This window comes from Nocardioides koreensis (genome assembly GCF_039531775.1).
GTDB lineage: Bacteria > Actinomycetota > Actinomycetes > Propionibacteriales > Nocardioidaceae > Nocardioides > Nocardioides koreensis.
The window spans coordinates 319,339-340,316 of record NZ_BAAAQR010000001.1 but is presented as its reverse complement, the minus strand read 5'-3'; the positions used below and the strand labels follow the sequence as shown (position 1 = coordinate 340,316).

At 72.1% G+C, this 20,978-nt stretch carries 23 protein-coding genes; 13 read left to right on the top strand and 10 right to left on the bottom strand.

Features of this window, described 5'->3' with window-relative positions; all coding sequences use genetic code 11:
• Window positions 1-34: 34 nt before the first annotated feature.
• The 3 genes from fusA (at window position 35) to trmB (ending at window position 4,264) form a co-directional block, all read left to right on the top strand.
• A complete protein-coding gene (gene fusA, locus ABD268_RS01605; RefSeq protein WP_344146565.1) occupies window positions 35-2,146 on the top strand; it encodes an elongation factor G in 2,112 nt (703 codons plus the stop codon).
• Window positions 2,147-2,230: 84 nt separating this feature from the next.
• Window positions 2,231-3,424 carry an elongation factor Tu gene (tuf, locus tag ABD268_RS01600; protein WP_344146562.1) on the top strand — a complete coding sequence of 398 codons (1,194 nt, stop codon included), beginning with the start codon at window positions 2,231-2,233 and terminating at the stop codon, window positions 3,422-3,424.
• Between the two features lie 117 nt (window positions 3,425-3,541).
• On the top strand, window positions 3,542-4,264 hold the full coding sequence (gene trmB / locus ABD268_RS01595; protein ID WP_344146559.1) for a tRNA (guanosine(46)-N7)-methyltransferase TrmB: 723 nt from the start codon (window positions 3,542-3,544) through the stop codon (window positions 4,262-4,264).
• Window positions 4,265-4,275: 11 nt separating this feature from the next.
• Here the strand turns inward: trmB and ABD268_RS01590 are convergent, their stop codons facing one another.
• The 3 genes from ABD268_RS01590 to ABD268_RS01580 are packed head-to-tail and all read right to left on the bottom strand — an operon-like array spanning window position 4,276 to window position 6,776.
• On the bottom strand, window positions 4,276-4,677 hold the full coding sequence (locus ABD268_RS01590) for a hypothetical protein (RefSeq protein ID WP_344146556.1): 402 nt from the start codon (window positions 4,675-4,677) through the stop codon (window positions 4,276-4,278).
• Between the two features lie 48 nt (window positions 4,678-4,725).
• On the bottom strand, window positions 4,726-5,436 hold the full coding sequence (locus ABD268_RS01585) for a hypothetical protein (RefSeq protein WP_344146553.1): 711 nt from the start codon (window positions 5,434-5,436) through the stop codon (window positions 4,726-4,728).
• Window positions 5,433-6,776 (bottom strand): aspartate aminotransferase family protein, encoded by a 1,344-nt coding sequence (locus ABD268_RS01580; protein WP_344146550.1) that lies wholly within the window; start codon window positions 6,774-6,776, stop codon window positions 5,433-5,435. Before ABD268_RS01580 ends, ABD268_RS01585 begins: the two co-directional genes overlap by 4 nt.
• Window positions 6,777-6,908: 132 nt before the next feature.
• Here ABD268_RS01580 and ABD268_RS01575 point away from each other — a divergent pair, with 132 nt between their 5' ends.
• On the top strand, window positions 6,909-7,412 hold the full coding sequence (locus tag ABD268_RS01575) for a SigE family RNA polymerase sigma factor (RefSeq protein WP_344146547.1): 504 nt from the start codon (window positions 6,909-6,911) through the stop codon (window positions 7,410-7,412).
• Complete coding sequence (locus ABD268_RS01570) at window positions 7,409-8,515, top strand: hypothetical protein (RefSeq protein ID WP_344146544.1); 1,107 nt, start codon at window positions 7,409-7,411, stop codon at window positions 8,513-8,515. The genes ABD268_RS01575 and ABD268_RS01570 overlap by 4 nt, the downstream gene beginning before the upstream one ends.
• An 86-nt stretch (window positions 8,516-8,601) precedes the next feature.
• Here the strand turns inward: ABD268_RS01570 and ABD268_RS01565 are convergent, their stop codons facing one another.
• Complete coding sequence (locus tag ABD268_RS01565) at window positions 8,602-9,411, bottom strand: RDD family protein (protein WP_344146541.1); 810 nt, start codon at window positions 9,409-9,411, stop codon at window positions 8,602-8,604.
• Window positions 9,412-9,530: 119 nt separating this feature from the next.
• A complete protein-coding gene (locus tag ABD268_RS01560; protein WP_344146538.1) occupies window positions 9,531-10,160 on the bottom strand; it encodes an SAM-dependent methyltransferase in 630 nt (209 codons plus the stop codon).
• 201 nt (window positions 10,161-10,361) lie between these two features.
• Between ABD268_RS01560 and ABD268_RS01555 the strand changes: the two genes are divergently transcribed.
• Entirely contained in the window at window positions 10,362-11,357 is a 996-nt protein-coding gene (locus ABD268_RS01555; protein ID WP_344146535.1) for a stage II sporulation protein M, read from the top strand.
• Between the two features lie 24 nt (window positions 11,358-11,381).
• On the opposite strand, the gene ABD268_RS01550 is transcribed toward ABD268_RS01555, so the two are convergent.
• From ABD268_RS01550 to ABD268_RS01530, 5 genes are read right to left on the bottom strand one after another with little or no spacing between them, the layout of a single operon-like run.
• Complete coding sequence (locus tag ABD268_RS01550; RefSeq protein ID WP_344146532.1) at window positions 11,382-12,674, bottom strand: DUF58 domain-containing protein; 1,293 nt, start codon at window positions 12,672-12,674, stop codon at window positions 11,382-11,384.
• 13 nt (window positions 12,675-12,687) lie between these two features.
• Window positions 12,688-13,698: an AAA family ATPase gene (locus ABD268_RS01545; protein ID WP_344146529.1), complete on the bottom strand. Its 1,011-nt coding sequence runs from the start codon at window positions 13,696-13,698 to the stop codon at window positions 12,688-12,690.
• A gap of 8 nt (window positions 13,699-13,706) precedes the next feature.
• Window positions 13,707-14,864, bottom strand: coding sequence for a DUF4350 domain-containing protein (locus ABD268_RS01540; protein WP_344146526.1), 1,158 nt, complete (start codon window positions 14,862-14,864; stop codon window positions 13,707-13,709).
• The gene (locus ABD268_RS01535; protein ID WP_344146523.1) at window positions 14,861-15,481 is read right to left on the bottom strand and encodes a DUF4129 domain-containing protein; all 621 of its coding nucleotides are present in this window, start codon (window positions 15,479-15,481) and stop codon (window positions 14,861-14,863) included. The genes ABD268_RS01540 and ABD268_RS01535 overlap by 4 nt, the downstream gene beginning before the upstream one ends.
• The gene (locus ABD268_RS01530; RefSeq protein WP_344146520.1) at window positions 15,478-16,431 is read right to left on the bottom strand and encodes a hypothetical protein; all 954 of its coding nucleotides are present in this window, start codon (window positions 16,429-16,431) and stop codon (window positions 15,478-15,480) included. Before ABD268_RS01530 ends, ABD268_RS01535 begins: the two co-directional genes overlap by 4 nt.
• Before the next feature lie 247 nt (window positions 16,432-16,678).
• Here ABD268_RS01530 and ABD268_RS01525 point away from each other — a divergent pair, with 247 nt between their 5' ends.
• The 7 genes from ABD268_RS01525 (at window position 16,679) to rpsS (ending at window position 20,977) form a co-directional block, all read left to right on the top strand.
• Window positions 16,679-17,464, top strand: a complete 786-nt coding sequence (locus tag ABD268_RS01525; protein ID WP_344146517.1) for an alpha/beta hydrolase — start codon at window positions 16,679-16,681, stop codon at window positions 17,462-17,464.
• Between the two features lie 435 nt (window positions 17,465-17,899).
• Window positions 17,900-18,208, top strand: a complete 309-nt coding sequence (gene rpsJ / locus ABD268_RS01520; RefSeq protein ID WP_008360994.1) for a 30S ribosomal protein S10 — start codon at window positions 17,900-17,902, stop codon at window positions 18,206-18,208.
• A gap of 10 nt (window positions 18,209-18,218) precedes the next feature.
• Window positions 18,219-18,893 carry a 50S ribosomal protein L3 gene (gene rplC, locus ABD268_RS01515; RefSeq protein WP_344146514.1) on the top strand — a complete coding sequence of 225 codons (675 nt, stop codon included), beginning with the start codon at window positions 18,219-18,221 and terminating at the stop codon, window positions 18,891-18,893.
• Between the two features lie 2 nt (window positions 18,894-18,895).
• Window positions 18,896-19,525, top strand: a complete 630-nt coding sequence (gene rplD, locus ABD268_RS01510) for a 50S ribosomal protein L4 (RefSeq protein WP_344146511.1) — start codon at window positions 18,896-18,898, stop codon at window positions 19,523-19,525.
• Window positions 19,522-19,827 (top strand): 50S ribosomal protein L23, encoded by a 306-nt coding sequence (rplW, locus tag ABD268_RS01505; RefSeq protein WP_344146508.1) that lies wholly within the window; start codon window positions 19,522-19,524, stop codon window positions 19,825-19,827. Before rplD ends, rplW begins: the two co-directional genes overlap by 4 nt.
• A gap of 26 nt (window positions 19,828-19,853) precedes the next feature.
• Entirely contained in the window at window positions 19,854-20,690 is an 837-nt protein-coding gene (gene rplB, locus ABD268_RS01500) for a 50S ribosomal protein L2 (RefSeq protein ID WP_344146505.1), read from the top strand.
• Between the two features lie 5 nt (window positions 20,691-20,695).
• Entirely contained in the window at window positions 20,696-20,977 is a 282-nt protein-coding gene (rpsS, locus tag ABD268_RS01495; protein WP_344146502.1) for a 30S ribosomal protein S19, read from the top strand.
• Window position 20,978 lies beyond the last annotated feature (1 nt).

Sequence of the window (20,978 nt, the reverse complement as noted above, 5' to 3'; positions counted from 1 at the left end):
CTCCCGCAACTCTTTCTAAGGAACGCTGACCACAGTGGCTGTCGACATCACCACGGACCTCAACAAGGTCCGCAACATCGGCATCATGGCGCACATCGACGCCGGTAAGACCACCACCACCGAGCGCATCCTGTTCTACACCGGTATCACCTACAAGATCGGTGAGGTCCACGAGGGCGCTGCCACGATGGACTGGATGGAGCAGGAGCAGGAGCGCGGCATCACCATCACGTCGGCCGCGACGACCTGCTGGTGGAAGGACCACCAGATCAACATCATCGACACGCCCGGCCACGTGGACTTCACGGCCGAGGTCGAGCGTTCGCTGCGCGTGCTCGACGGCGCCGTCGCGGTGTTCGACGGTGTTGCCGGTGTCGAGCCGCAGACCATGACCGTGTGGCGGCAGGCGAACAAGTACTCCGTGCCGCGGATGTGCTTCGTCAACAAGCTGGACCGCACCGGTGCCGACTTCTTCCGGTGCGTCGACATGATGGTCGACCGCCTCAACTCCACCCCGCTCGTCCTCCAGCTGCCCATCGGCGCGGAGTCCGACTTCCTCGGTGTCGTCGACCTGGTCGGCATGCGTGCCCTGACCTGGCGCGGCGAGACCAAGATGGGTGAGGACTACGAGGTCGAGGAGATCCCCGCGGAGATGGCCGAGCAGGCCGCCGAGTACCGCGAGAAGCTCCTCGAGACCCTCTCCGAGGCCGACGACACCGTCATGGAGAAGTACCTCGAGGGCGAGGACTTCACCGTCGCCGAGCTCGAGGACGCGATCCGTCGCGCCACCCTGGCCGACAAGCTCAACCCGGTCCTGTGCGGCACCGCGTTCAAGAACAAGGGCGTCCAGCCCCTGCTCGACGCGGTCGTCAAGTACCTTCCCTCGCCGCTCGACGTCGACGGCATCGTCGGCCACTCGGTGAAGGACGAGAGCGAGCAGATCGTCCGCAAGCCCAGCGACGACGAGCCGTTCGCCGGCCTCGCCTACAAGATCGCCTCGGACCCGCACCTCGGCAAGCTGATCTACGTCCGGGTCTACTCGGGCAAGCTCGAGGCCGGCTCGACCGTGGTCAACTCGGTCAACGGCCGCAAGGAGCGGATCGGCAAGGTCTACCAGATGCACGCCAACAAGCGTGAGGAGATCGCGTCGGTCGGCGCCGGCCAGATCGTGGCCGTGATGGGGCTCAAGGACACGAAGACCGGTCACACCCTGTGCGACGCGCAGAACCAGGTCATCCTCGAGTCGATGACGTTCCCGGCCCCGGTGATCGAGGTCGCCATCGAGCCGAAGACGAAGTCCGACCAGGAGAAGCTGGGCATGGCGATCCAGCGCCTCTCCGACGAGGACCCGACCTTCACGGTCAAGGCCGACGAGGAGACGGGCCAGACGATCATCGCCGGCATGGGTGAGCTCCACCTGGAGATCCTCGTCGACCGGATGAAGCGCGAGTTCCGCGTCGAGGCGACCGTCGGCAAGCCGCAGGTCGCCTACCGCGAGACCCTCCGCAAGGAGGTCCTCAAGCACTCCTACACGCACAAGAAGCAGACCGGTGGGTCCGGCCAGTTCGCCAAGGTGATCGTCAACCTCGGTCCGAACATCGACCCCGAGACGGGCACCGGCGCGGGCTACGAGTTCGTCAACAACGTGTCCGGCGGTCGCGTGCCGAAGGAGTACATCCCCTCGGTCGACCAGGGCGGCCAGGAGGCCATGGAGTTCGGCATCCTCGCCGGCTACCCGATGGTCGACGTGAAGTTCACCCTCGAGGACGGCGCCTACCACGACGTCGACTCGTCCGAGCTCGCGTTCAAGATCGCCGGCAACCAGGCCTTCAAGGAGGCCGCCCGCATGGCGAAGCCGGTCCTGCTCGAGCCGATGTTCGCGGTCGAGGTGACCACCCCCGAGAGCTTCCTCGGCACGGTCATCGGCGACATCAACAGCCGCCGCGGCCAGATCCAGGCCCAGGAGGAGCGTCACGGTGACATGGTCATCAACGCCCTCGTGCCGCTGTCCGAGATGTTCGGGTACGTTGGCGACCTGAGGTCCAAGACCTCCGGCCAGGCTTCGTACTCGATGGAGTTCGACTCGTACGCCGAGGTTCCTTCGAACATCGCCGACGAGATCATCAAGAAGGTCCGCGGCGAGTGACCCACCCCGGTCACCTGCCGGGATCCTCGGCACGCAACACTGAAATCACGAGTCAAGTAACAAACACACCAGGAGGAGCCCACCGTGGCTAAGGCGAAGTTCGAGCGGACCAAGCCGCACGTCAACATCGGAACCATCGGTCACATCGACCACGGCAAGACGACGTTGACCGCGGCGATCACCAAGGTGCTGCACGACAAGTTCCCGAACCTGAACGCCGCTTCGGCGTTCGACGAGATCGACAAGGCTCCCGAGGAGCGCCAGCGCGGCATCACGATCTCGATCGCGCACGTCGAGTACCAGACCGAGGCGCGCCACTACGCCCACGTCGACTGCCCTGGTCACGCCGACTACATCAAGAACATGATCACCGGCGCGGCTCAGATGGACGGCGCGATCCTCGTGGTCGCCGCCACCGACGGCCCGATGCCGCAGACGCGTGAGCACGTGCTGCTCGCCCGCCAGGTCGGCGTGCCGGCCCTGGTCGTGGCGCTCAACAAGTGCGACATGGTCGACGACGAGGAGCTCATCGAGCTCGTCGAGATGGAGGTGCGCGAGCTCCTCTCCGAGTACGAGTTCCCGGGCGACGACATCCCCGTGGTCCGCGTTGCCGCTTTCCCGGCCCTCCAGGGCGACGAGAAGTGGGGCAACTCGATCATGGAGCTCATGACCGCGGTCGACGAGGCCATCCCGACCCCGGAGCGCGAGACGGACAAGCCGTTCCTCATGCCCGTCGAGGACGTCTTCACGATCACCGGTCGTGGCACCGTCATCACCGGTCGCATCGAGCGTGGCATCGTCAAGGTCAACGAGGAGGTCGAGATCATCGGCATCCGCGAGAAGGCCCAGAAGTCGACCGTCACCGGTGTCGAGATGTTCCGCAAGCTGCTCGACGAGGGCCAGGCCGGCGAGAACGTCGGGCTCCTGCTTCGCGGCACCAAGCGCGAGGACATCGAGCGCGGCATGGTCGTCATCAAGCCGGGCACCACGACCCCGCACACCAACTTCGAGGCCTCGGTCTACATCCTCTCGAAGGAGGAGGGCGGCCGTCACACGCCGTTCTTCAACAACTACCGTCCGCAGTTCTACTTCCGTACCACGGACGTGACGGGCGTCGTGACCCTCCCCGAGGGCACCGAGATGGTCATGCCCGGTGACAACACCGAGATGGCCGTCGAGCTGATCCAGCCCATCGCCATGGACGAGGGCCTGCGGTTCGCGATCCGTGAGGGTGGCCGGACCGTCGGCGCCGGCCGGGTCACCAAGATCACCAAGTGATCCCACCGGTGGTCGAGCCTGTCGCGACCACCAGCTGATCCACCAGAACGGCCCCGGACCTCGGTCCGGGGCCGTTCTGCTTGTCCCGCCACGACCCACTTCCGGGAGAATGAGCCGATGAACGACCGGGTCCGCCCCGCGCGCCCCCACGAGAAGCTGACCGAGGACGGTCGGCGGATGCGCGAGGTCCTCACGTACGCCCGCCGGGGCAGCCGGTTCACGCCGAAGCAGCGGGCCGCCTGGGACGCGCACCACGAGGCGTGGGTCGTGCCGGACGAGGCGGTGGACCGGCCGGGCTTCTCCTTCGCCGGGGTGTTCGGTCGCGAGGCCCCGCTGGTCGTGGAGATCGGCTCGGGGGTCGGGGAAGCGACGGCCGCGCTGGCCGTCACCCGCCCGTCGTACAACGTGCTGGCGTTGGAGGTCTGGCGTCCGGGTGTGGCCGAGAGCCTGGGTCGCGTGGCCGAGACCGGCGCGACGAACGTGCGCTTCTGCTCGGTGGACGCCGTCTGGTCGATGGAGCACCTGTTCGCCCCCGACAGCCTGGCCGGGCTCTGGACCTTCTTCCCCGACCCGTGGCACAAGAAGCGGCACCACAAGCGGCGCCTGGTCACGCCGCAGTTCGCGGCGCTCGCCGCCTCGCGGCTGGCGCCGGGGGCGGAGTGGCGACTGGCCACGGACTGGTCGGACTACGCCGAGCAGATGGTGGCGGTCCTCGACGCCGAGCGCCTGCTCGAGGGCGGCGTCACCGACCGGTGGGACGAGCGGCCGGTCACGAAGTTCGAGCGCAAGGGCCTGGCCGCGGGGCGCTCCATCACCGACCTGGTCTACCGCCGGCTCTGACCGACCCAGGCTCAGGCGGCGTCCTGCAGGTGGAAGCCGTACTCGTCGAGCACGGTCTCCACGCGCTCCCGCTCGGCGTCGCGCTCGTGCCCCGGGCGCAGCACATCCAGCAGGTGCTCCCGCCCGATCGCCCGGCAGCCCTCCGCGAGCACGGCGTCGTAGGCGCGCCGGAGCCCCTCGTACTTGGCGAATCGCAGGCCCGGCGGCGGGTACCGGAAGCGCAGCCGGAGTCGTCGTGCGTCCCTGGCGATCAGCTCGATCGGGCGGCCCGCGGGCTCCGGCGGCCGCGGCACGACCCGCCGGAAGGCAGCGACCACGATCGCCCGCAGCGCGGCGCGACGGCGGACGACCACGCACACCAGCGCGATCGCCGCGACCAGCTCCAGGATGCCCGGGTCCGGGCCGTGCTCCACACTTCGACGGTACGACGGGGTTCGGGGCCGGACAACGGCCCGACCGGGTCATGCCTCGAGCAGTGCGAGCTCCTCCTCGACGTGGGGGTCGGTCAGGCCGGCCGCGTCGAGCTCGGCCTTGAGGCCCCGCTGGATCGCCAGCGCCTCGTCGCGGCGGTCCAGGTGGCGCAACGCCCAGCCGACCATCCAGCGGGCCACCCGGGTGCGGGCCGGGTCGCCGATGCGCTCGCGCGCGGCCAGGGCCCCCTCGAAGGAGCCGAGCGCCGCACCGAAGTCGCCGGCGTCGGCCTGCGCCATGCCGACGTTGTTGAGCAGCGAGGCGTCCCAGTCCCGGGCCTGCGGGTCGGAGGAGGCGCGGGCCACGGCGAGGGCACGCTCCCCGAGCGCCACCTGGTCAGCCGGCTCCGCCACCAGCGCCAGCATGTGCAGGGCATCGACGTGGAGCGCGTCCAGGCCGGCGTCCCCGGCGCTGCGGGCCGCGGCCTCGAGCAACGGCCGGGCCTGCTCCGGGTCGCCCTCGGACCGGAAGAGTCGCCCCCGCTCGAGCGCGATCCTCACCGCCACCTCGTCCTCGGTCGGGGACAGGTCGTCGAGCACGGAGTGGCCCTCGTCGAACTTCTCCTGCAGGCCCAGCGCCCGTGCGACCTGGGTCATCAGCACCAGCCGGTCGTCCGGGTCGGCGTTCTCGGCCTCCGCGCGGAATCGCTGCTCGGATCCCTCCGGGTCGTCGAAGTTCCACAGCGGGGTCGGGTCGATCATGCGAGCAGCTCCTCTACGGCGGCGGCGAAGACCTCGGTGTGCCGGTCGACGTCGGCCGCGGTGTGGTGGGGCGAGAACAGGGCCATGTTGTGGAACGGGGTCAGCAGGATCCCGCGGTTGAGCGCCCAGAGGTGGAAGAAGCCCTCGAGCTCCTCGTCCACGGCGGCAGCCGCCTCGGCGCCGTTGCGCGGGGGCGGGCAGAACCAGTACTCCGCCCGGCAGCCCAGCCGCTGCACGTGCCAGGGCAGGCCGTGCCGGGCGATGACGCCGGCCACGCCGTCGGTGAAGCGCTCGGCGAGGGGAACCGCCACCGCGAAGTCCTCCGCGCGCAGCGCCGTGGACAGGGTGGCCCGCACCGCGGCCATGGCCAGGGCGTTGCCGGTGAGGGTGCCGCCCACCCCGGACACGTCGACCTCGGCCTCCAGCATCGGCTTCAGCAGCCGGTCGGCGACCTCCGCCGTCATGCCGTACGCCGCGACCGGGATGCCACCGCCGATCGGCTTGCCGACCACGACGAGGTCGGGCTCGAGGCCCCACGCCGCGGTGCAGCCGCCCGGGCCCGCGCACAGCGTGTGCGTCTCGTCGATGACCAGGAGCACCCCGTGGCGACGGGTCACCTCGCGGACGGCCGCCAGGTAGCCCTCGTCGGGCAGCACGATCCCGATGTTGGTCAGGGCCGGCTCCATGAGCAGGCACGCGACGTCACCGGCCGCCAGCCGCCGGTCGAGGGCGTCGACGTCGTTGAACGGCACGACGGCCGTCGTCTCGGCGACGTCGACCTGGGGGCCCAGCGCGCCCGGCCGCGGCACCACCCGGTCGCCGTCCAGCACGGCCAGGGTCTCGTCGACGGTGCCGTGGTAGCACCAGTCCATCACCGCGATCCGGGGCCGGCCGGTCAGGTGCCGGGCGAACCGGAGGACGAAGCGGTTGGCGTCGGTCGCCGACATCGCCATCTGCCAGCGTGGCAGCCCGAACCGCTTGCCGAGCTCCTCGCCCACCCACACGGCGTCGGGGGAGGGCAGCATCGCGGTGATCCCGGCGCGGGCGCGCTCCTCGACCGCGGCCGTCACGGCGGGCAGCGCGTGCCCGGTCATCGCGCCGGTGTCGCCGAGGCAGAGGTCGGCGTACTCCCGGCCGTCGACATCGGTGAGCCGGGCGCCGGACGCGTGGTCGAAGAACACCGGGAAGGCCCCCGGCCACCGGGTCATCCACGGCATCGGCACGCCGGCGAGCAGGGAGTGGCCGGCCCGGGCCGCGAGCTCCGCGGACCGCGGGTGGTCCCGCACGAACCGGTCCTCCTCGGCCGCGCGAAGGGCCGCGAGACGGCTTCGGTCGATCATGGGCCCACCGTAGTGACCCCGAGTCGGGGACGGCAGGGGCCGGGTCCCGATAAGTTGCTGCCTCCCCTCAACCTTCTCCGCACCGCAGGCCTCTTCATCTCCTGACGGCACACCGCTCCGGGAGGACAGCAGATGGCAGGGACAGAGCACTCGTTCAGCGAGTTCATGGCGGCTCGCTGGGGACCGCTCTACCGCACGGCGTACCTGCTGACCGGGGACCGGCACGAGGCCGAGGACCTCCTCCAGGGCGCCCTGGCCCGGACCTGCGTGACGTGGGACGGCATCCGCGACAAGCGCGCGGCCGACGCCTACGTACGCCGGGCGATGGTCCACCAGATGTCCCGGCAGTGGCGGCACCGGGGGCGCGAGGTCGTCACCGACGCGCTCCCCGAGACCGGCCACGCCGGCGGGCTCGACGTCCGCGCCGACCACCTCGCGCTGTGGGACGAGATCCGCAAGCTCCCACCCCGGATGCGGGCCACGCTCGTGCTCCGGTACGTCGAGGACCTCACCGAGGAGGCCACGGCCCGCGAGCTCGGCTGCTCGATCGGCTCGGTCAAGAGCCAGACCCACCACGCGATCAAGCGGCTGCGCGCCGCGCTGCCCACCTTCGAGCTCGTCCAGGAGATGTCATGACCACCACCGAGATCCGTGAGGCGCTGACCGAGGTCCAGCACGCCGTGGAGATCCCCCCGGTCGACCAGGTGGCCTTCCGGGCCCGGGTCCGCGCCGAGCGTCGCCGGCACTTCGGCGGTCGGGTACTGCTGGCCGGGGCGGCGGCCGTGGTGCTGGCCGTGGGAGCGGTCGGGGCCACCCACCTGGTCGACGCGGGCGACGGTCGGGACGTCCCGGTGGCGTCCGGTGCAGCGCCGGAGGTCCGGTCGGTGCCCGAGACCGTCTGGTTCGTCCGGGACGGCCACCTGACCGCGCTGGACCCGTCCGGGACCGTGCACGAGCTCGGCCTCCGGTCGGAGGGCGTCATCGGGTACACCTCCGAGCGCGTCTTCGCCCTCGACGAGGAGAGCCACGTCGTGGCGCTGGGCAGGGAGCACGACCACGAGGGCCTGGGCCGCGACACCGGCTACCCGAAGGAAGACAGTCCCGTCGTGGGCGCGGTCCAGAGCGTCGCGATGTCGGCCGAGGGGCGCTACCTGGCCTGGCTGGACCTGCAGGGCACCGTGACCGTCTTCGACCTCGTGGCGGACCGGGTGGACTTCCGAGTCGAGGTCCCCCGGAGCAGCTACGTCGCCGCGGTCAGCGGGGAGGGCGTACTGGTGTCGGAGAACGTCGACCTGGTGCTGCACACCGCCGACGGCGAGTCGGCGGTGCCCACCCAGGAGGCGGGCGACAACTGGGGGGCACAGCTGGCCCAGGGCAAGGTGCTCGTGGCCGGGCCGTCCGGTGAGTCGCACCTCTACGACCTGAGGTCGGGCGCTGCCCACCGGACCGCCGTGCTGCCGGGTGGCGACGGTGCCCTGGCGCCGTACGCCTACGCCGCCGCGACGATCGAGACCGCGCCCGACGACTCCGCCGTCGTGAACGTCTGGGACGGCAAGGCCACCCACCCCCTGCGAGGCCTGGACGGGGTCCCCGAGCAGATCCGCTTCACCAACGACGAGCCGCTCACGCTGCTGGTGCAGACCCGAGGCGGGTCGTCCGCCCTCTGGTCCTGCTCGACGGCGGACCTCACGTGCGGTGCGCTGCCGGTGCCGGACGGGACCTTCCAGCTCTCGGAGTGAGGTCAGTCAGGCGAAGTCGGCGGGGGAGAGCTCCGACGGCTCGACCAGGTCGGGCGAGAACGGCGGGCCCGGGGCGCGGAGCTCGCTCATCCGCGGGCGGTGAGGCGACGGCGCAGCTCGGCCTCGCGGGCCAGCCGGGCCGCGTCCCGCTCGCGGCGGGACGCGATGACCGCGGCCAGGAAGGCCTCCGGCGGGGTGCCCGCCGGGGGCGCCGGGGCGACGTGCTCCGCGACCTGGGCGGCGAGCCGGCCGCCGATCGAGGCCCGGGACGCCGGGTCGATCTGCGGCAGCCGGCCGAGGAACTGACGGACCGCGAGGGCCAGCCCGGTCGGCAGCGCGGCCATGTCCGCGGCCGCGGCCCAGGCCGCCAACGGCGGCGGCATCGCGGCGGGCGGCGCGAGACGGAGCCGCACGCGCTCGCGGACGACGTACGTCCCGGCGGCGTAGTCGCCCAGCCGCTTGCCGCGGGAGCTGAGCAGTGCGGCGAAGAAGGCGGGGCCGCCGCCGAACGCGTAGACCTCGACCACCGCGATCAACGCGCGGACGAAGGCGTGGTGGAAGGAGATCGGGCCGGCGTCGTCCCGCACCGTGCGCAGCCCCAGGGCCACCTTGCCCAGCGACTTGCCGCGGCTGAGGGTCTCGACGGTCGTCGGGAAGACGACGAACACGAAGACCAGGGTGCCGACGAACGCCGTGGCGACCAGGGCCTGGTCGGTCTGGAGCGCCGCGACGGTGAAGAGCAGCACCACGCCGACGAGCAGCAGCACGGTGACGGTGACGTCGATCAGTCCGGACGCGATCCGCGAGCCGAGGCCGGCCGGGGGCAGGTCGAGCGCGACCGCCTCACCTGTGACCAGGTCGTCGGTCGTCAGCGTCGCGAACTCCGGAGTCGACATCGCGGTCAGCATAGGGCGGCTCACTGGGTGTGTCCCCGTCCGGACGCAGCCCCTTGCCCGGCTGCCGCTCGCCCGGGGCGGCGCGCTCACGGACGGCGTCCGCGGGACCCGTCGCCGGGTCACCGGAAGAACGTGAACCAGCGACGGCCGGGCACGAGAGGCCGAGGCTCGACGACGAGCCGGTGGGCGCCCACCGACCAGTGCTCGCCCTCCGGTGCGACGAAGGCGAGCTCCTCGAAACCGGCGTCCGCGAACCAGCGCCGGATGGAGGGCGTGAGGTCCGGGTCGTGGCGGTGCCGGGTCCACACGATCTCGGCCCCCGGCGCGCAGAGCTCGGGCGCCGCTTCGATGGTCGCCCGCACGTCGGCATCGCTGACGTTGCCGAAGATGCCGCAGAGCAGCACCAGGTCGGCCGGCACCGCGTGGGTGTAGACGTCGCTCCGGGCCGCGTCGTCTCGCCGGACCTCGACCGTCGCGGGCAGCGCTTCGGCGGCCTCGCGGGCACGGGCGGCCAGTGCGGCGTCGTGCTCGACCAGGAGCGCGCTGACCCGGTCGGCGTCCGCACGCCCGGCCAGCACGCCGAGCAGGTCGCGCCCGTCGCCCGCGCAGGCGCTCACCACGCGCACCGGGTCGGGCGCCGTGGCGTCGAGGTGCAGTGCGATCCGGTCCCTGACCGCTGCGAGCCGATCCGCCAGGCCGGAGCCGGGCCTGGCGTAGCCGTCGTGCCACTGCGACCAGTCGGTGCTCATGACGTGCCACCCGCCAGCTCTCATCGGTTGTTCCGGCCCGGCCGATCGTAGCGGCGCTGGGGGCTTCGGCCATGAGCCGAACGGCTTCCAGAGCCCCTCGGAGACGACCCCGACGGTGCCGTCGGTCACCGTGAGCTGTTCAGAAACGCGTGTGTCCTGCGCGCAACCGTCACCAGCGACAGACCCCGTTAGGGTGACCGGGTGGACCTCGACGCCTACGTGCTCGCGCACGCGCACGAGTGGCGACGCCTCGAGGAGCTGACCGGTCGGCGCCGGCTGTCCGGCGCCGAGAGCGACGAGTTCGTGGAGCGCTACCAGCAGGTCGCCACGCACCTGTCGGTGGTGCGCACGTCCGCGCCCGACGCCTCGCTGATCGCGCACCTGTCCTCGCTGCTGTCCCGGGCCCGGAACCGGGCCTCCGGCACCCGGGTCAGCACCTGGCGCGGGGTCGGGTCGTTCTTCGTCGACCGGTTCCCGGCCGCGCTCTACCGACTGCGCTGGTGGTGGATCGGCACGCTGGTCGCCAACGTCGTCGTGACGGCGGTGATGATGCTCTGGCTGCTCGACCACCCCGACGTCGAGCAGTCCCTGCTGTCCCCGGGCGAGGTCGACCAGCTGGTCAACCACGACTTCGAGGGCTACTACAGCGAGTACGCCGCGTCGCACTTCGCCGCCCAGGTGTGGGTCAACAACGCCTGGGTCGCCGCGCTCTGCCTGGCCCTCGGCGTGCTCGGGCTGCCGATCATCCTGCTGCTGTTCCGCAACGTCGCGAACCTCGCCGTGATCGGCTCGATCATGACCCGGCACGGCCACGGCGGGCACTTCTGGGGGCTGATCCTCCCGCACGGGATGCTCGAGCTGACGGCGGTCTTCGTCGCCGGTGGCGTGGGCCTGCGGCTGTTCTGGTCGTGGGTGGAGCCGGGGGAGCTGTCCCGCAGCCAGTCCCTGGCCCGGGAGGGCCGGACCGCGGGCACGGTGGCGCTGGGTCTGGTGGCCGTGCTGTTCGTGAGCGGTCTGATCGAGGCGTTCGTGACCCCGTCCGGCCTGCCCACCTGGGCACGGATCGGGGTCGGGGTGCTCGCCGAGACCTGCTTCCTCGCCTACGTCTTCGTGCTCGGCCGGTCCGCCGCCCTGCGCGGCCACACCGGTGACCTCGACCCCTCCCTGCTCGAGGACCGGGTCGCCACCCAGGCATGACCGCCCGGTCGGCAGGGTGGGCCGTCAGAGCAGGCCGCGGGCCTTGAGGTCGAGGTAGTGGTCGGCCAGGGTCGGGGGCAGCCGCTCGGCGTCGGCGTCGACCACGTCGACGCCCAGCGCCCGGAGCAGGTCGGCGGTCCGCCGGCGACGCACCAGCACCTGCTCGGCCGCGGCGGCGTCGTACACCTCGTCGAGCGTGCCGCGGGTGGCCGCCAGCTGCTCGAGCGCCGGGTCCTTGACCGAGGCGAGGACCACCCGGTGGTGCCGGGTCAGGGCCGGCAGCACCGGCAGCAGGCCCTCCTCGATCGCGGCGGGCTCCAGCGGCGTGAGGAGCACGACGAGTGCCCGCTGCCGGCCGAACCCGGTGACGGCCCCGGCGAGCGAGGTCCAGTCGGCCTCGGCGATGACCGGTTCGAGGTCGGCCATGGTGTCCTGCAGGCGTGCCACCACGTCGGCCGCGCCCGCCGACCGGACCCGGCTGCGCACCCGCCGGTCGCCCGCGACGAAGTCGATCCGGTCGCCGGCCCGGGCTGCCAGCGCGGCCAGCAGCAGCGCGGCGTCCATGGCGGAGTCGAGGCGCGGGACGTCCTCGACGCGGCCGGCCGAGGTCCGGGAGGTGTCGAGCACCAGCACCACCCGCCGGTCCCGCTCCGGCTGCCAGGTGCGGACCACCACGTTGCGGTTGCGGGCGCTGGCCCGCCAGTCGATCGAGCGCACGTCGTCGCCGCGGACGTACTCGCGCAGCGAGTCGAACTCCGTGCCCTGGCCGCGGACCCGGACCGCCGCCCGGCCGTCGAGCTCCCGGAGGCGGGCGAGCCGGCTCGGCAGGTGCTTGCGGGCGCCGAACGGCGGCAGCGACCGCGCCGCCCCCGGGACCTCCCGGGTGCGCTGCCGCGCCGCCAGCCCGAGGGGCCCGTGGGTGCGGACGGTCACGCCGACGGCGCGCAGGTCACCGCGCCGGCGGGGGAGCAGCGGGGTCCGCAGCCGGACCCGGTCACCGGGCCCGAGCCGGATCCGGTGCCGGTTGTCGTGGGCGCCGGCGGTGGGCTGCCACGCGTCGCGGAGGTTCGCCCGCACCGGGCGGGAGCCGGTGTTGGTGGCCAGCAGCACGGACTCGGCCGGGTGCCCCAGCCGCACCGGCGCCACCGGGGCCCGGTCGAGCGCGACCGCGCCGGGGGCCGGGGCCAGCAGCCAGTCCGCGAGGACCAGCAGCCCGACGGCGAGGACCCACAGCCACACCGTGGACATGCTGGGCCGCAGCACCACCGGGACCAGGCCCAGGAGGAGCAGCAGGGGGACGCGCCCGCGGAGCACCATCAGCGCAGGGCCGTCACCGCGGGACCGGTACGGAGCCGAGCGCGCTGCCGAGCACCTGCGCGACGTCGACGCCCTCGAGCTCGGCCTCGGGACGCAGCCCGAGCCGGTGCACGAGGGTGGCGTGGGCCAGCGCCTTGACGTCGTCGGGGGTGACGAAGTCACGGCCGTTGAGCCATGCCCAGGCTCGCGCGGAGCGGAGCAGCGCCGTGGCACCGCGGGGGCTCACACCCAGGCTCAGCGAGGGCGACTGCCGGGTGGCGCGGGCGATGTCCACGATGTAGCCGGCGACCTGCGGCGAGACCTGCACCCGGCGTACGGCGGCCTGGCCCGCGGCGATGTCCGCGGCCCCGGCGACGGGGGAGACCCCGGCCCCGGCGACGTCGCGGGGGTCGAACCCGTCCGCGTGCCGGCGCAGGATCTCCAGCTCGGACTCCCGCTCCGGCACGGGCAGCACGACCTTGAGCAGGAACCGGTCCAGCTGCGCCTCGGGCAGCGGGTAGGTGCCTTCGTACTCCACCGGGTTCTGCGTGGCGGCCACCAGGAACGGCACGGGCAGCCCGCGCGAGACGCCGTCGACGGAGACCGTCCCCTCCTCCATCGCCTCCAGCAGCGCGGACTGGGTCTTCGGCGGCGTCCGGTTGATCTCGTCGGCCAGCAGCAGGTTGGTGAACAGCGGCCCCTCGCGGAAGCTGAGCTCGCCCCGGCTGCTGTCGATCACCATCGAGCCGGTGATGTCACCGGGCATCAGGTCCGGGGTGAACTGCACCCGACGGGTGTCGACGGACAGGGCTCCGGCCAGGGAGCGCACCAGGAGAGTCTTCGCGACGCCGGGCACGCCCTCCATCAGCACGTGGCCCCCGCAGAGCAGGGCGACCAGCAGCCCAGACACGGCGGCGTCCTGGCCCACCACCGCCTTCGCCACCTCGGCCCGGACCGCGGCCAGCCGCTCGCGCGCCTGCTCGCCCGCCGGGTCGGGCCCGGTGTCACCGGGGTGCCCGGCCGGCTTGGTCCCGGTCTCGCTCATGGGGGTGTTCATGTGCGGCGTACCTCTCTGTCGAGTTCGGCCAGGTCGTTGGCCAGGGCGATCAGCTCGGGGTCGGTGGTGGGGGCGGGGGCGTCGGGCGCGATCAGCGCGGCCACGGACTCCGCGGGCCGGCCGACCTGGCGGGCGACGTCGTGCACGAGCGTGCCGTCGTCGCTGCCGGGCCCCAGGCGCAGGTGCTCCCGGGCCCGGGAGCGAGCGGCCGAGCGGAGAGCCGCGGCGGCGTGCGCGCGGTCGCCCGAGCGGCGGTAGAGGCGGCCCCGGCTGTGCGTGGTCTCGATCGCCTTGACGACGACCGGGAGCGGCTCGGTGGCCAGCGGCCCCAGCCGCCGCGCCCGCCACACCACGAGGGCCACCAGCGCGAGGGCTCCGAGCCAGAGGGCGGGGCGGATCCACCGGGGCAGCAGCGTCGAGAGGCTCACGCCGTCGTCGGCGACCAGGTCGTCGATCGAGGGGACGTACCACACCAGGCGGTCCCCGCCCCCGAGCAGCCGCAGCATCGCGGCGGCGTTGTCGGCGCGCAGGACCTGGTCGTTGCTCAGCGCCTCGCTCGCCCCGAGCAGGGTCAGACCGTCGCGCGGCTCGGCGACCAGTACGCCGTGCCGGCCGCGGAAGCAGCCGTCGGCCGAGGGGTACTCCAGCGCGTGGTCCATCTCCAGCGACAGGCCGGCGAAGCGGGGATCGGAGCAGCCGGCGTCGCGCGGGTCGCCCGCCGTGACGGTGAACGACGACCCGGAGAGCCCGAGCGCCTCGGTGGTCCCCGGCCCGGGAGCGGCCAGCACCAGGTCGGCCTCCCGGGTGTCGTCGAGCATCCGCCGGATCGTGCTCTCGCCCAGCTGGTCGGTCGAGGTGACCAGCACCGTGGTCCCGGACGGCACGGGCGAGGCGTCGAGCGCGTCGGCGCCGCGGACGACGGTGACGTCGACCCCGTGGTCGTCGAGCACCCGCGCCAGCGCCTGCGCGCCACCGGGGTCGGGGTTGTCCGGGTCCAGGGGGGTCGACGTGCGCACGCCGCCGACCCCGAGGACGACGACGACGAGGACGGCAACCGCGATCGCCGCGACGATGACCAGCGTCGAGCGCTGCCGCCGCCACCACGACGCCTCCGTCGGCGGGGCCGTGGTCTCCGTGGCGCTCGCGGTGGTCATCGCCGGCCCGCCAGCTCGTCGTCGAGGGCCAGCACGACCGTGGCCTGCTCGCGGGTGGCGGGCCGGTCGCCGTACAGCACCTGGTCGAAGAGGGCGGCGCTCCCGCCGACCCGCTGCCGCTGCTCGGGGTACGCCGTCGCGAGGGCGCCCGCGACCTCGTGCGCCGTCGCGCCGGGGAGGTCGTCGAGCCGCCCGCGCTCGACCTGGCGCACGGCCAGGGCCCGGAAGCCGTCCACGAGCGCGGCTGCGTGCCGCCCCTCGGCCAGGGCGGCGTCCGCGCGGCTGCGCAGCTGGTCGGCGGTCACGGTCTCGTCGGCGAGCACCGGTCCCGCCACGGTGGCCTGCCGGGCGGTGCGGCGGACCCGGGACAGCAGCCAGGCCAGCCCGCCGACCAGCAGCAGGAAGACCAGCATCGCGGCGAAGGTGGACAGGGGAGGGGCGTGGCTTGCGGCCTCGACACCCCTGTCGACCTGGCGCTGGAGCCAGGTGATGACCTGCTCGACGACGTTCTGCTGGTGGTACTCGGGATGCAGCAGCTCCTGTCGCAGCCACGACCGCGCCTCGTCCCCGGAGGGGTCCAGGGGCGGGTCGGACAGCGGCAGGCGGGCGAGGATCACGAGGTGGTGATCCCGGCCCGGCTCATCAGCTCGACGTCGAAGGCCTCCTTGCGCATCCGCTGGTCGAGGTACTGCAGCGAGGCGACCGTGGTGGTGAACGGTGCCACGAAGGCAGCCGAGACGACCGAGGTGAGCGCGTTGGTGAGGACCAGGGCCAGCACCGCGAAGTGCACGGACCCCGAGCCCATCAGGATGCCCTGCCCCAGCAGGGAGATCGGCATGGCCAGCATCGAGCCGGCGACCTGCGCGATGACCACGGTGAGCAGCGCGATGCCGAAGGTCCGCCAGAACTGACGCCGGGTGAGCCGGAAGCCCCGGCCGATCGCCCCGAGCACACCGACCTGCTCGAGCATCAGCGCCGGCACCGGCAGGTAGTAGACCCGGACCCAGAACCACACCAGGAAGCACAGGAAGAGCGGGACCGTGAGGACCCCGTAGAGGAGGACCTGCCCGCCGTCGAGCAGCATCACGACCGGGATCCAGGAGAGCGCGTAGCCGGCGATGATCGCGACGAGCATCAGGCCGAGCAGCAGCGTCAGGCCGATCAGGCGCCAGCGCTTGCCCCGGGTGGCCCGCCACGCCTCACCCAGGGTGAGCCGCTTGCCGATCGCCGCCGCCGCGGTCACGTGGGCGATCATCCCGGTGACCAGGATCAGCCCGATCGACTGCAGGATGCTGCCCAGCCCCAGCGAGCCGAAGGCGCCGATCATCCCGGCGACGTCCGCGCCGGACATGTCGTCGCCGCCCTGGTCCAGCGACAGGTCGACGGTCCAGGTGAGCAGCGCGGTCACCAGGACCGGGATCGCCATCGCCACCGCCGCCACCAGGACCGCGGACCCCACGGTGGCCCGGGGGTTGAAGCGGATGATGCGGAACGCCGCGTCGTACATGTCGCCGATGCCCAGCGGCCGCAGCGGCAGCGCCCCGGGCTTGTGAGCCGCGCCGAGCATCCCGGGCACCTGACCCGGAGGAGGAGCCCAGCCGGCGGGCGGGGGCGCCCAGCCGGGAGGGGGCGGTGCCCAGCCCGGAGGGGGAGGGCTCCACCCCGGCGGCGGGGCCTGTCCACCCGGCGGGGTGGCCGGCCCCGGAGGCGGGTACCACTCGCTGCCCGACATCAGATCCCCTCACGACGCATCTCGAGGCGGCCATCCTGTCAGAGCACGGTGCCCCGGCGTGGCGACGGCATAACCTTGCCCGGTGCCGATCCTGCGGGTGCTCGTCCTCCTCGTGCTGTGCGCGGTCCTGGGCGCCTGCTCCGGGAGCGACCAGCCGACGTCCGGAGGCACCGCCGGCGGCCCCGAGCCCGCCGCCGACCTGGCGCAGCGGTGCGGCACCGCGATCCCCTCCGACGCCGAGGCCCGGGCCCTGGTGCTGGACGGACCCGACGGCGCGAGGCTGTCCGCCGCCGCCTTCGGCCCCGAGCGGGCACGGACCGCTCTGGTGCTGCTCCACCAGACCGGGCCCGGAGGCCTCTGCGGCTGGGGCCGGTTCGCGAGCCGGGCGGCCGAGCAGGGGCTGGCCGTCGTGGCCATCGACATGTGCGGGTACGGCGACAGCGCCTGCCCGCCGGGCCTGGAGCGCGACCCGCGGGGACAGGTGGAGTCGGCCGCGGCCTACGCGCGGGACACGGTGGGAGCGCGGCGGGTGGTGCTGGTCGGCGCGTCCATGGGCGGCTCCAACACCGTGATCGCGGTCTCCGACGGTGCCCCGGTGGACGCCTGGGTCGACGTGTCCGGCGTCAGCACCTGGGACGGCGTACGCCTCCAGTCGCGGGCCGCCGCCCTCCGCGACGCGTCGCCCGGCATGATCGTCTACGCGCGCAGCGACGGACCCCTCGAGTACGCCGCCGCCCGGCGCCTGGCGCGCACGTCCGGGACGCCCTTCCTCGACGGGGGATCGGGTCACGGGTACGAGCTGATGGCCGACTACCGGGGCCGGCTGCTGCCCGCGGGACGGGCCGTGATCGACTTCGCGCAGGGGTGATCCGGCCCCGCCACCGCCCGGTCCCGAACCGATTTGGCGCTGTGCTGGATCTCTGCCAAGATAGTCCGGTTGCTCCGGCGGGTCGCCGGGGTGCGGCACATCTTGACTACTGAATCGCGTCTCCTGATGGTTTCGGTGGTTTGGCGTGCGGCCGCACCGGCCCTGCATCACTGCAGGGAGGGGGACCCGATTCACTCGACGAACCCGTCGAGTGTCACCAACAACGATGCGAGACCCCGGTCCCGTGTTGCGCGCCCGCAGAGTTCGATTTCGCAGGTGGCGACACGCCCGACCGCGGGGGTCGGCCGAGAGGCCGGGCGTCGGGGGTGGTGGAGCAGGGCGGCAGGGCCTCACCCGGGGCCAGGTCGAGAAACGAAGGCACGCGGTTCCGGCTCATGTGGCCGGCACAGAACTGACTAAGGACGAGAGAGACCTATGGCGGGACAGAAGATCCGCATCAGGCTCAAGGCCTATGACCACGAGGTGATCGACACCTCGGCGCGCAAGATCGTGGACACCGTCACCCGCACGGGTGCCAAGGTCGCCGGCCCTGTGCCGCTGCCGACCGAGAAGAACGTGTACTGCGTCATCCGCTCGCCCCACAAGTACAAGGACTCCCGCGAGCACTTCGAGATGCGCACCCACAAGCGCCTCATCGACATCATCGACCCCACGCCGAAGACGGTTGACTCGCTGATGCGTCTCGACCTGCCTGCCGGTGTCGACATCGAGATCAAGCTCTGAGGTCACTGACATGACTTTCGAACGCAACGTGAAGGGCCTGCTGGGCACCAAGCTCGGCATGACCCAGCTGTGGGACGAGAACAACCGCGTCGTCCCCGTGACCGTGATCGCCGCGAGCACCAACGTGGTCACCCAGGTCCGCCAGCCCGCCACCGACGGCTACAACGCCGTCCAGGTCGGCTTCGGCGAGATCGACGGCCGCAAGGTGAACAAGCCGCGAGCCGGTCACTTCGCCAAGGCGGGCACCACCCCGCGCCGCCACCTCGTGGAGATCCGCACCGCGGACGCCGCGACCTACACCGTTGGCCAGGAGCTGGCCGTCGACACCTTCGCCGCCGGCGAGGAGATCGACGTCACCGGCACCAGCAAGGGCAAGGGCTTCGCCGGAACGATGAAGCGTCACGGCTTCTCCGGTGTGTCCGCCTCGCACGGTGCGCACCGCAACCACCGCAAGCCCGGGTCGATCGGCGCCTGCGCCACGCCGGGTCGCGTGTTCAAGGGTGTGCGCATGGCCGGACGCATGGGTGCCGACACCGTCACCACCCAGAACGTCACCGTCCACGCGGTCGACACCGAGAAGGGCCTGATCCTCCTCAAGGGCGCCGTCCCCGGCCCCAAGGGTGGTCTCGTGGTGCTCCGCTCGGCCGCCAAGGGCTCTGTCATCACTACGGGCAAGGAGGCGTGAGCATGGCTACCAAGTCTGAGGTCAAGACCGTCAAGGTCGACTTCCCCGCCGAGATCTTCGACGTGGCGGTCAACGTCCCGCTGATCCACCAGGTGGTCGTCGCGCAGCAGGCTGCCGCCCGTCAGGGCACGCACGCCACCAAGACCCGCGGCAACGTCCGCGGTGGTGGCAAGAAGCCCTACAAGCAGAAGGGCACGGGCCGCGCCCGCCAGGGCTCGACCCGTGCGCCGCAGTTCGCCGGTGGTGGCACCGTCCACGGCCCGCAGCCGCGCAGCTACGACCAGCGCACGCCCAAGAAGATGAAGGCCGCCGCCCTGCGTGGCGCCCTCTCCGACCGGGCCCGCAACGGCCGGATCCACGTGGTCGAGTCGCTGTTCTCGGGTGACAAGCCGTCGACCAGGTCGGCTCTCGCCGGGCTCGCCGGCCTCTCGGACCGCACGCGGTTCCTCGTGGTGCTCGAGCGCACGGACGCCCTCACCTGGCTGTCGCTGCGCAACGCCCCCGAGGTGCACATCGTCGCGGTGGACCAGCTCAACACCTATGACGTGCTGGCGTCCGACGACATCGTCTTCACCAAGGGCGCGTACGACGTGCTCGTGTCCGGCGGCACCGCCAAGGAGGGTTCGAAGTGAGCACGCTGCACAAGGACCACCGCGACATCCTGATCGCGCCGGTCGTGTCCGAGAAGAGCTACGGCCTGCTCGACGCGAACAAGTACACCTTCATCGTGCGTCCTGACGCCAACAAGACCGAGATCAAGATCGCGGTCGAGAAGGTGTTCAACGTCAAGGTCACGTCGGTCAACACCATCAACCGCGCCGGCAAGACGCGTCGTACCCGCAACGGTCTCGGCAAGCGCGCCGACACCAAGCGCGCGATCGTCAGCCTGGCCGAGGGTCACCGCATCGACATCTTCGGAGGTCCGGTCTCCTGACCGGGCACAGATACGAGGACTGAAAAATGGCTATCCGCAAGTACAAGCCGACCACCCCGGGCCGTCGTGGCTCGTCGGTCGCCGACTTCGTCGAGGTGACCCGGACCACGCCGGAGAAGTCGCTGACGCGTCCGCTGCCCAAGAAGGGCGGCCGCAACAACCAGGGCCGGATCACCACCCGGCACCAGGGTGGCGGTCACAAGCGCGCCTACCGCATCATCGACTTCCGTCGCTACGACAAGGACGGCGTGCCGGCCAAGGTCGCCCACATCGAGTACGACCCCAACCGCACCGCGCGCATCGCGCTGCTGCACTACGCCGACGGCGAGAAGCGCTACATCATCGCGCCGAAGGACCTGCGCCAGGGCACCGCGGTCGAGTCGGGCTCCGGCGCCGACATCAAGCCGGGCAACAACCTGCCGCTGCGCAACATCCCGGTCGGTACGACGATCCACTGCGTGGAGCTGCGTCCCGGCGGCGGTGCGAAGATCGCCCGCTCCGCGGGCAACAGCGCGCAGCTCGTCGCCCGTGAGGGCTCGCGCGCCACGCTGCGCATGCCCTCGGGCGAGATGCGCTTCGTCGACGTGCGCTGCCGCGCCACGGTGGGCGAGGTCGGCAACGCCGAGCAGTCGAACATCAACTGGGGCAAGGCCGGCCGCATGCGCTGGAAGGGCAAGCGCCCGACCGTCCGTGGTGTCGTCATGAACCCGGTCGACCACCCGCACGGTGGTGGTGAGGGCAAGACGTCCGGTGGTCGCCACCCGGTGTCCCCCTGGGGCAAGCCCGAGGGCCGCACGCGCAAGCGCAAGGCCAGCGACTCCCAGATCATCCGTCGTCGCAAGTCCGGCAAGGGTAGGAAGTAACCGACATGCCTCGCAGCCTGAAGAAGGGCCCCTTCATCGACGACCACCTTCAGAAGAAGGTGGACGCGGAGAACGACAAGGGCACCCACAACGTGATCAAGACCTGGTCGCGCCGCTCGATGATCGTGCCGGACATGATCGGCCACACGATCGCCGTGCACGACGGCCGCAAGCACGTTCCCGTGTTCGTGACCGACTCGATGGTCGGCCACAAGCTCGGCGAGTTTGCCCCCACCCGCACCTACCGCGGGCACGTGAAGGAAGACCGGAAGGGTCGCCGCCGCTGAC

Bases quoted from the DNA above. Each gene is read 5' to 3' on its own strand.
- trmB (WP_344146559.1), top strand. From the start codon at position 3,542: ATGAACGACCGGGTCCGCCCCGCGCGCCCCCACGAGAAGCTGACCGAG.
- ABD268_RS01585 (WP_344146553.1), bottom strand. From the start codon at position 5,436: ATGATCGACCCGACCCCGCTGTGGAACTTCGACGACCCGGAGGGATCC.
- ABD268_RS01580 (WP_344146550.1), bottom strand. From the start codon at position 6,776: ATGATCGACCGAAGCCGTCTCGCGGCCCTTCGCGCGGCCGAGGAGGAC.
- ABD268_RS01575 (WP_344146547.1), top strand. From the start codon at position 6,909: ATGGCAGGGACAGAGCACTCGTTCAGCGAGTTCATGGCGGCTCGCTGG.
- ABD268_RS01570 (WP_344146544.1), top strand. From the start codon at position 7,409: ATGACCACCACCGAGATCCGTGAGGCGCTGACCGAGGTCCAGCACGCC.
- ABD268_RS01565 (WP_344146541.1), bottom strand. From the start codon at position 9,411: ATGTCGACTCCGGAGTTCGCGACGCTGACGACCGACGACCTGGTCACA.
- ABD268_RS01560 (WP_344146538.1), bottom strand. From the start codon at position 10,160: ATGAGCACCGACTGGTCGCAGTGGCACGACGGCTACGCCAGGCCCGGC.
- ABD268_RS01550 (WP_344146532.1), bottom strand. From the start codon at position 12,674: ATGGTGCTCCGCGGGCGCGTCCCCCTGCTGCTCCTCCTGGGCCTGGTC.
- ABD268_RS01545 (WP_344146529.1), bottom strand. From the start codon at position 13,698: ATGAGCGAGACCGGGACCAAGCCGGCCGGGCACCCCGGTGACACCGGG.
- ABD268_RS01540 (WP_344146526.1), bottom strand. From the start codon at position 14,864: ATGACCACCGCGAGCGCCACGGAGACCACGGCCCCGCCGACGGAGGCG.
- ABD268_RS01530 (WP_344146520.1), bottom strand. From the start codon at position 16,431: ATGCTCGGCGCGGCTCACAAGCCCGGGGCGCTGCCGCTGCGGCCGCTG.
- rpsJ (WP_008360994.1), top strand. From the start codon at position 17,900: ATGGCGGGACAGAAGATCCGCATCAGGCTCAAGGCCTATGACCACGAG.
- rplC (WP_344146514.1), top strand. From the start codon at position 18,219: ATGACTTTCGAACGCAACGTGAAGGGCCTGCTGGGCACCAAGCTCGGC.
- rplD (WP_344146511.1), top strand. From the start codon at position 18,896: ATGGCTACCAAGTCTGAGGTCAAGACCGTCAAGGTCGACTTCCCCGCC.
- rplB (WP_344146505.1), top strand. From the start codon at position 19,854: ATGGCTATCCGCAAGTACAAGCCGACCACCCCGGGCCGTCGTGGCTCG.
- rpsS (WP_344146502.1), top strand. From the start codon at position 20,696: ATGCCTCGCAGCCTGAAGAAGGGCCCCTTCATCGACGACCACCTTCAG.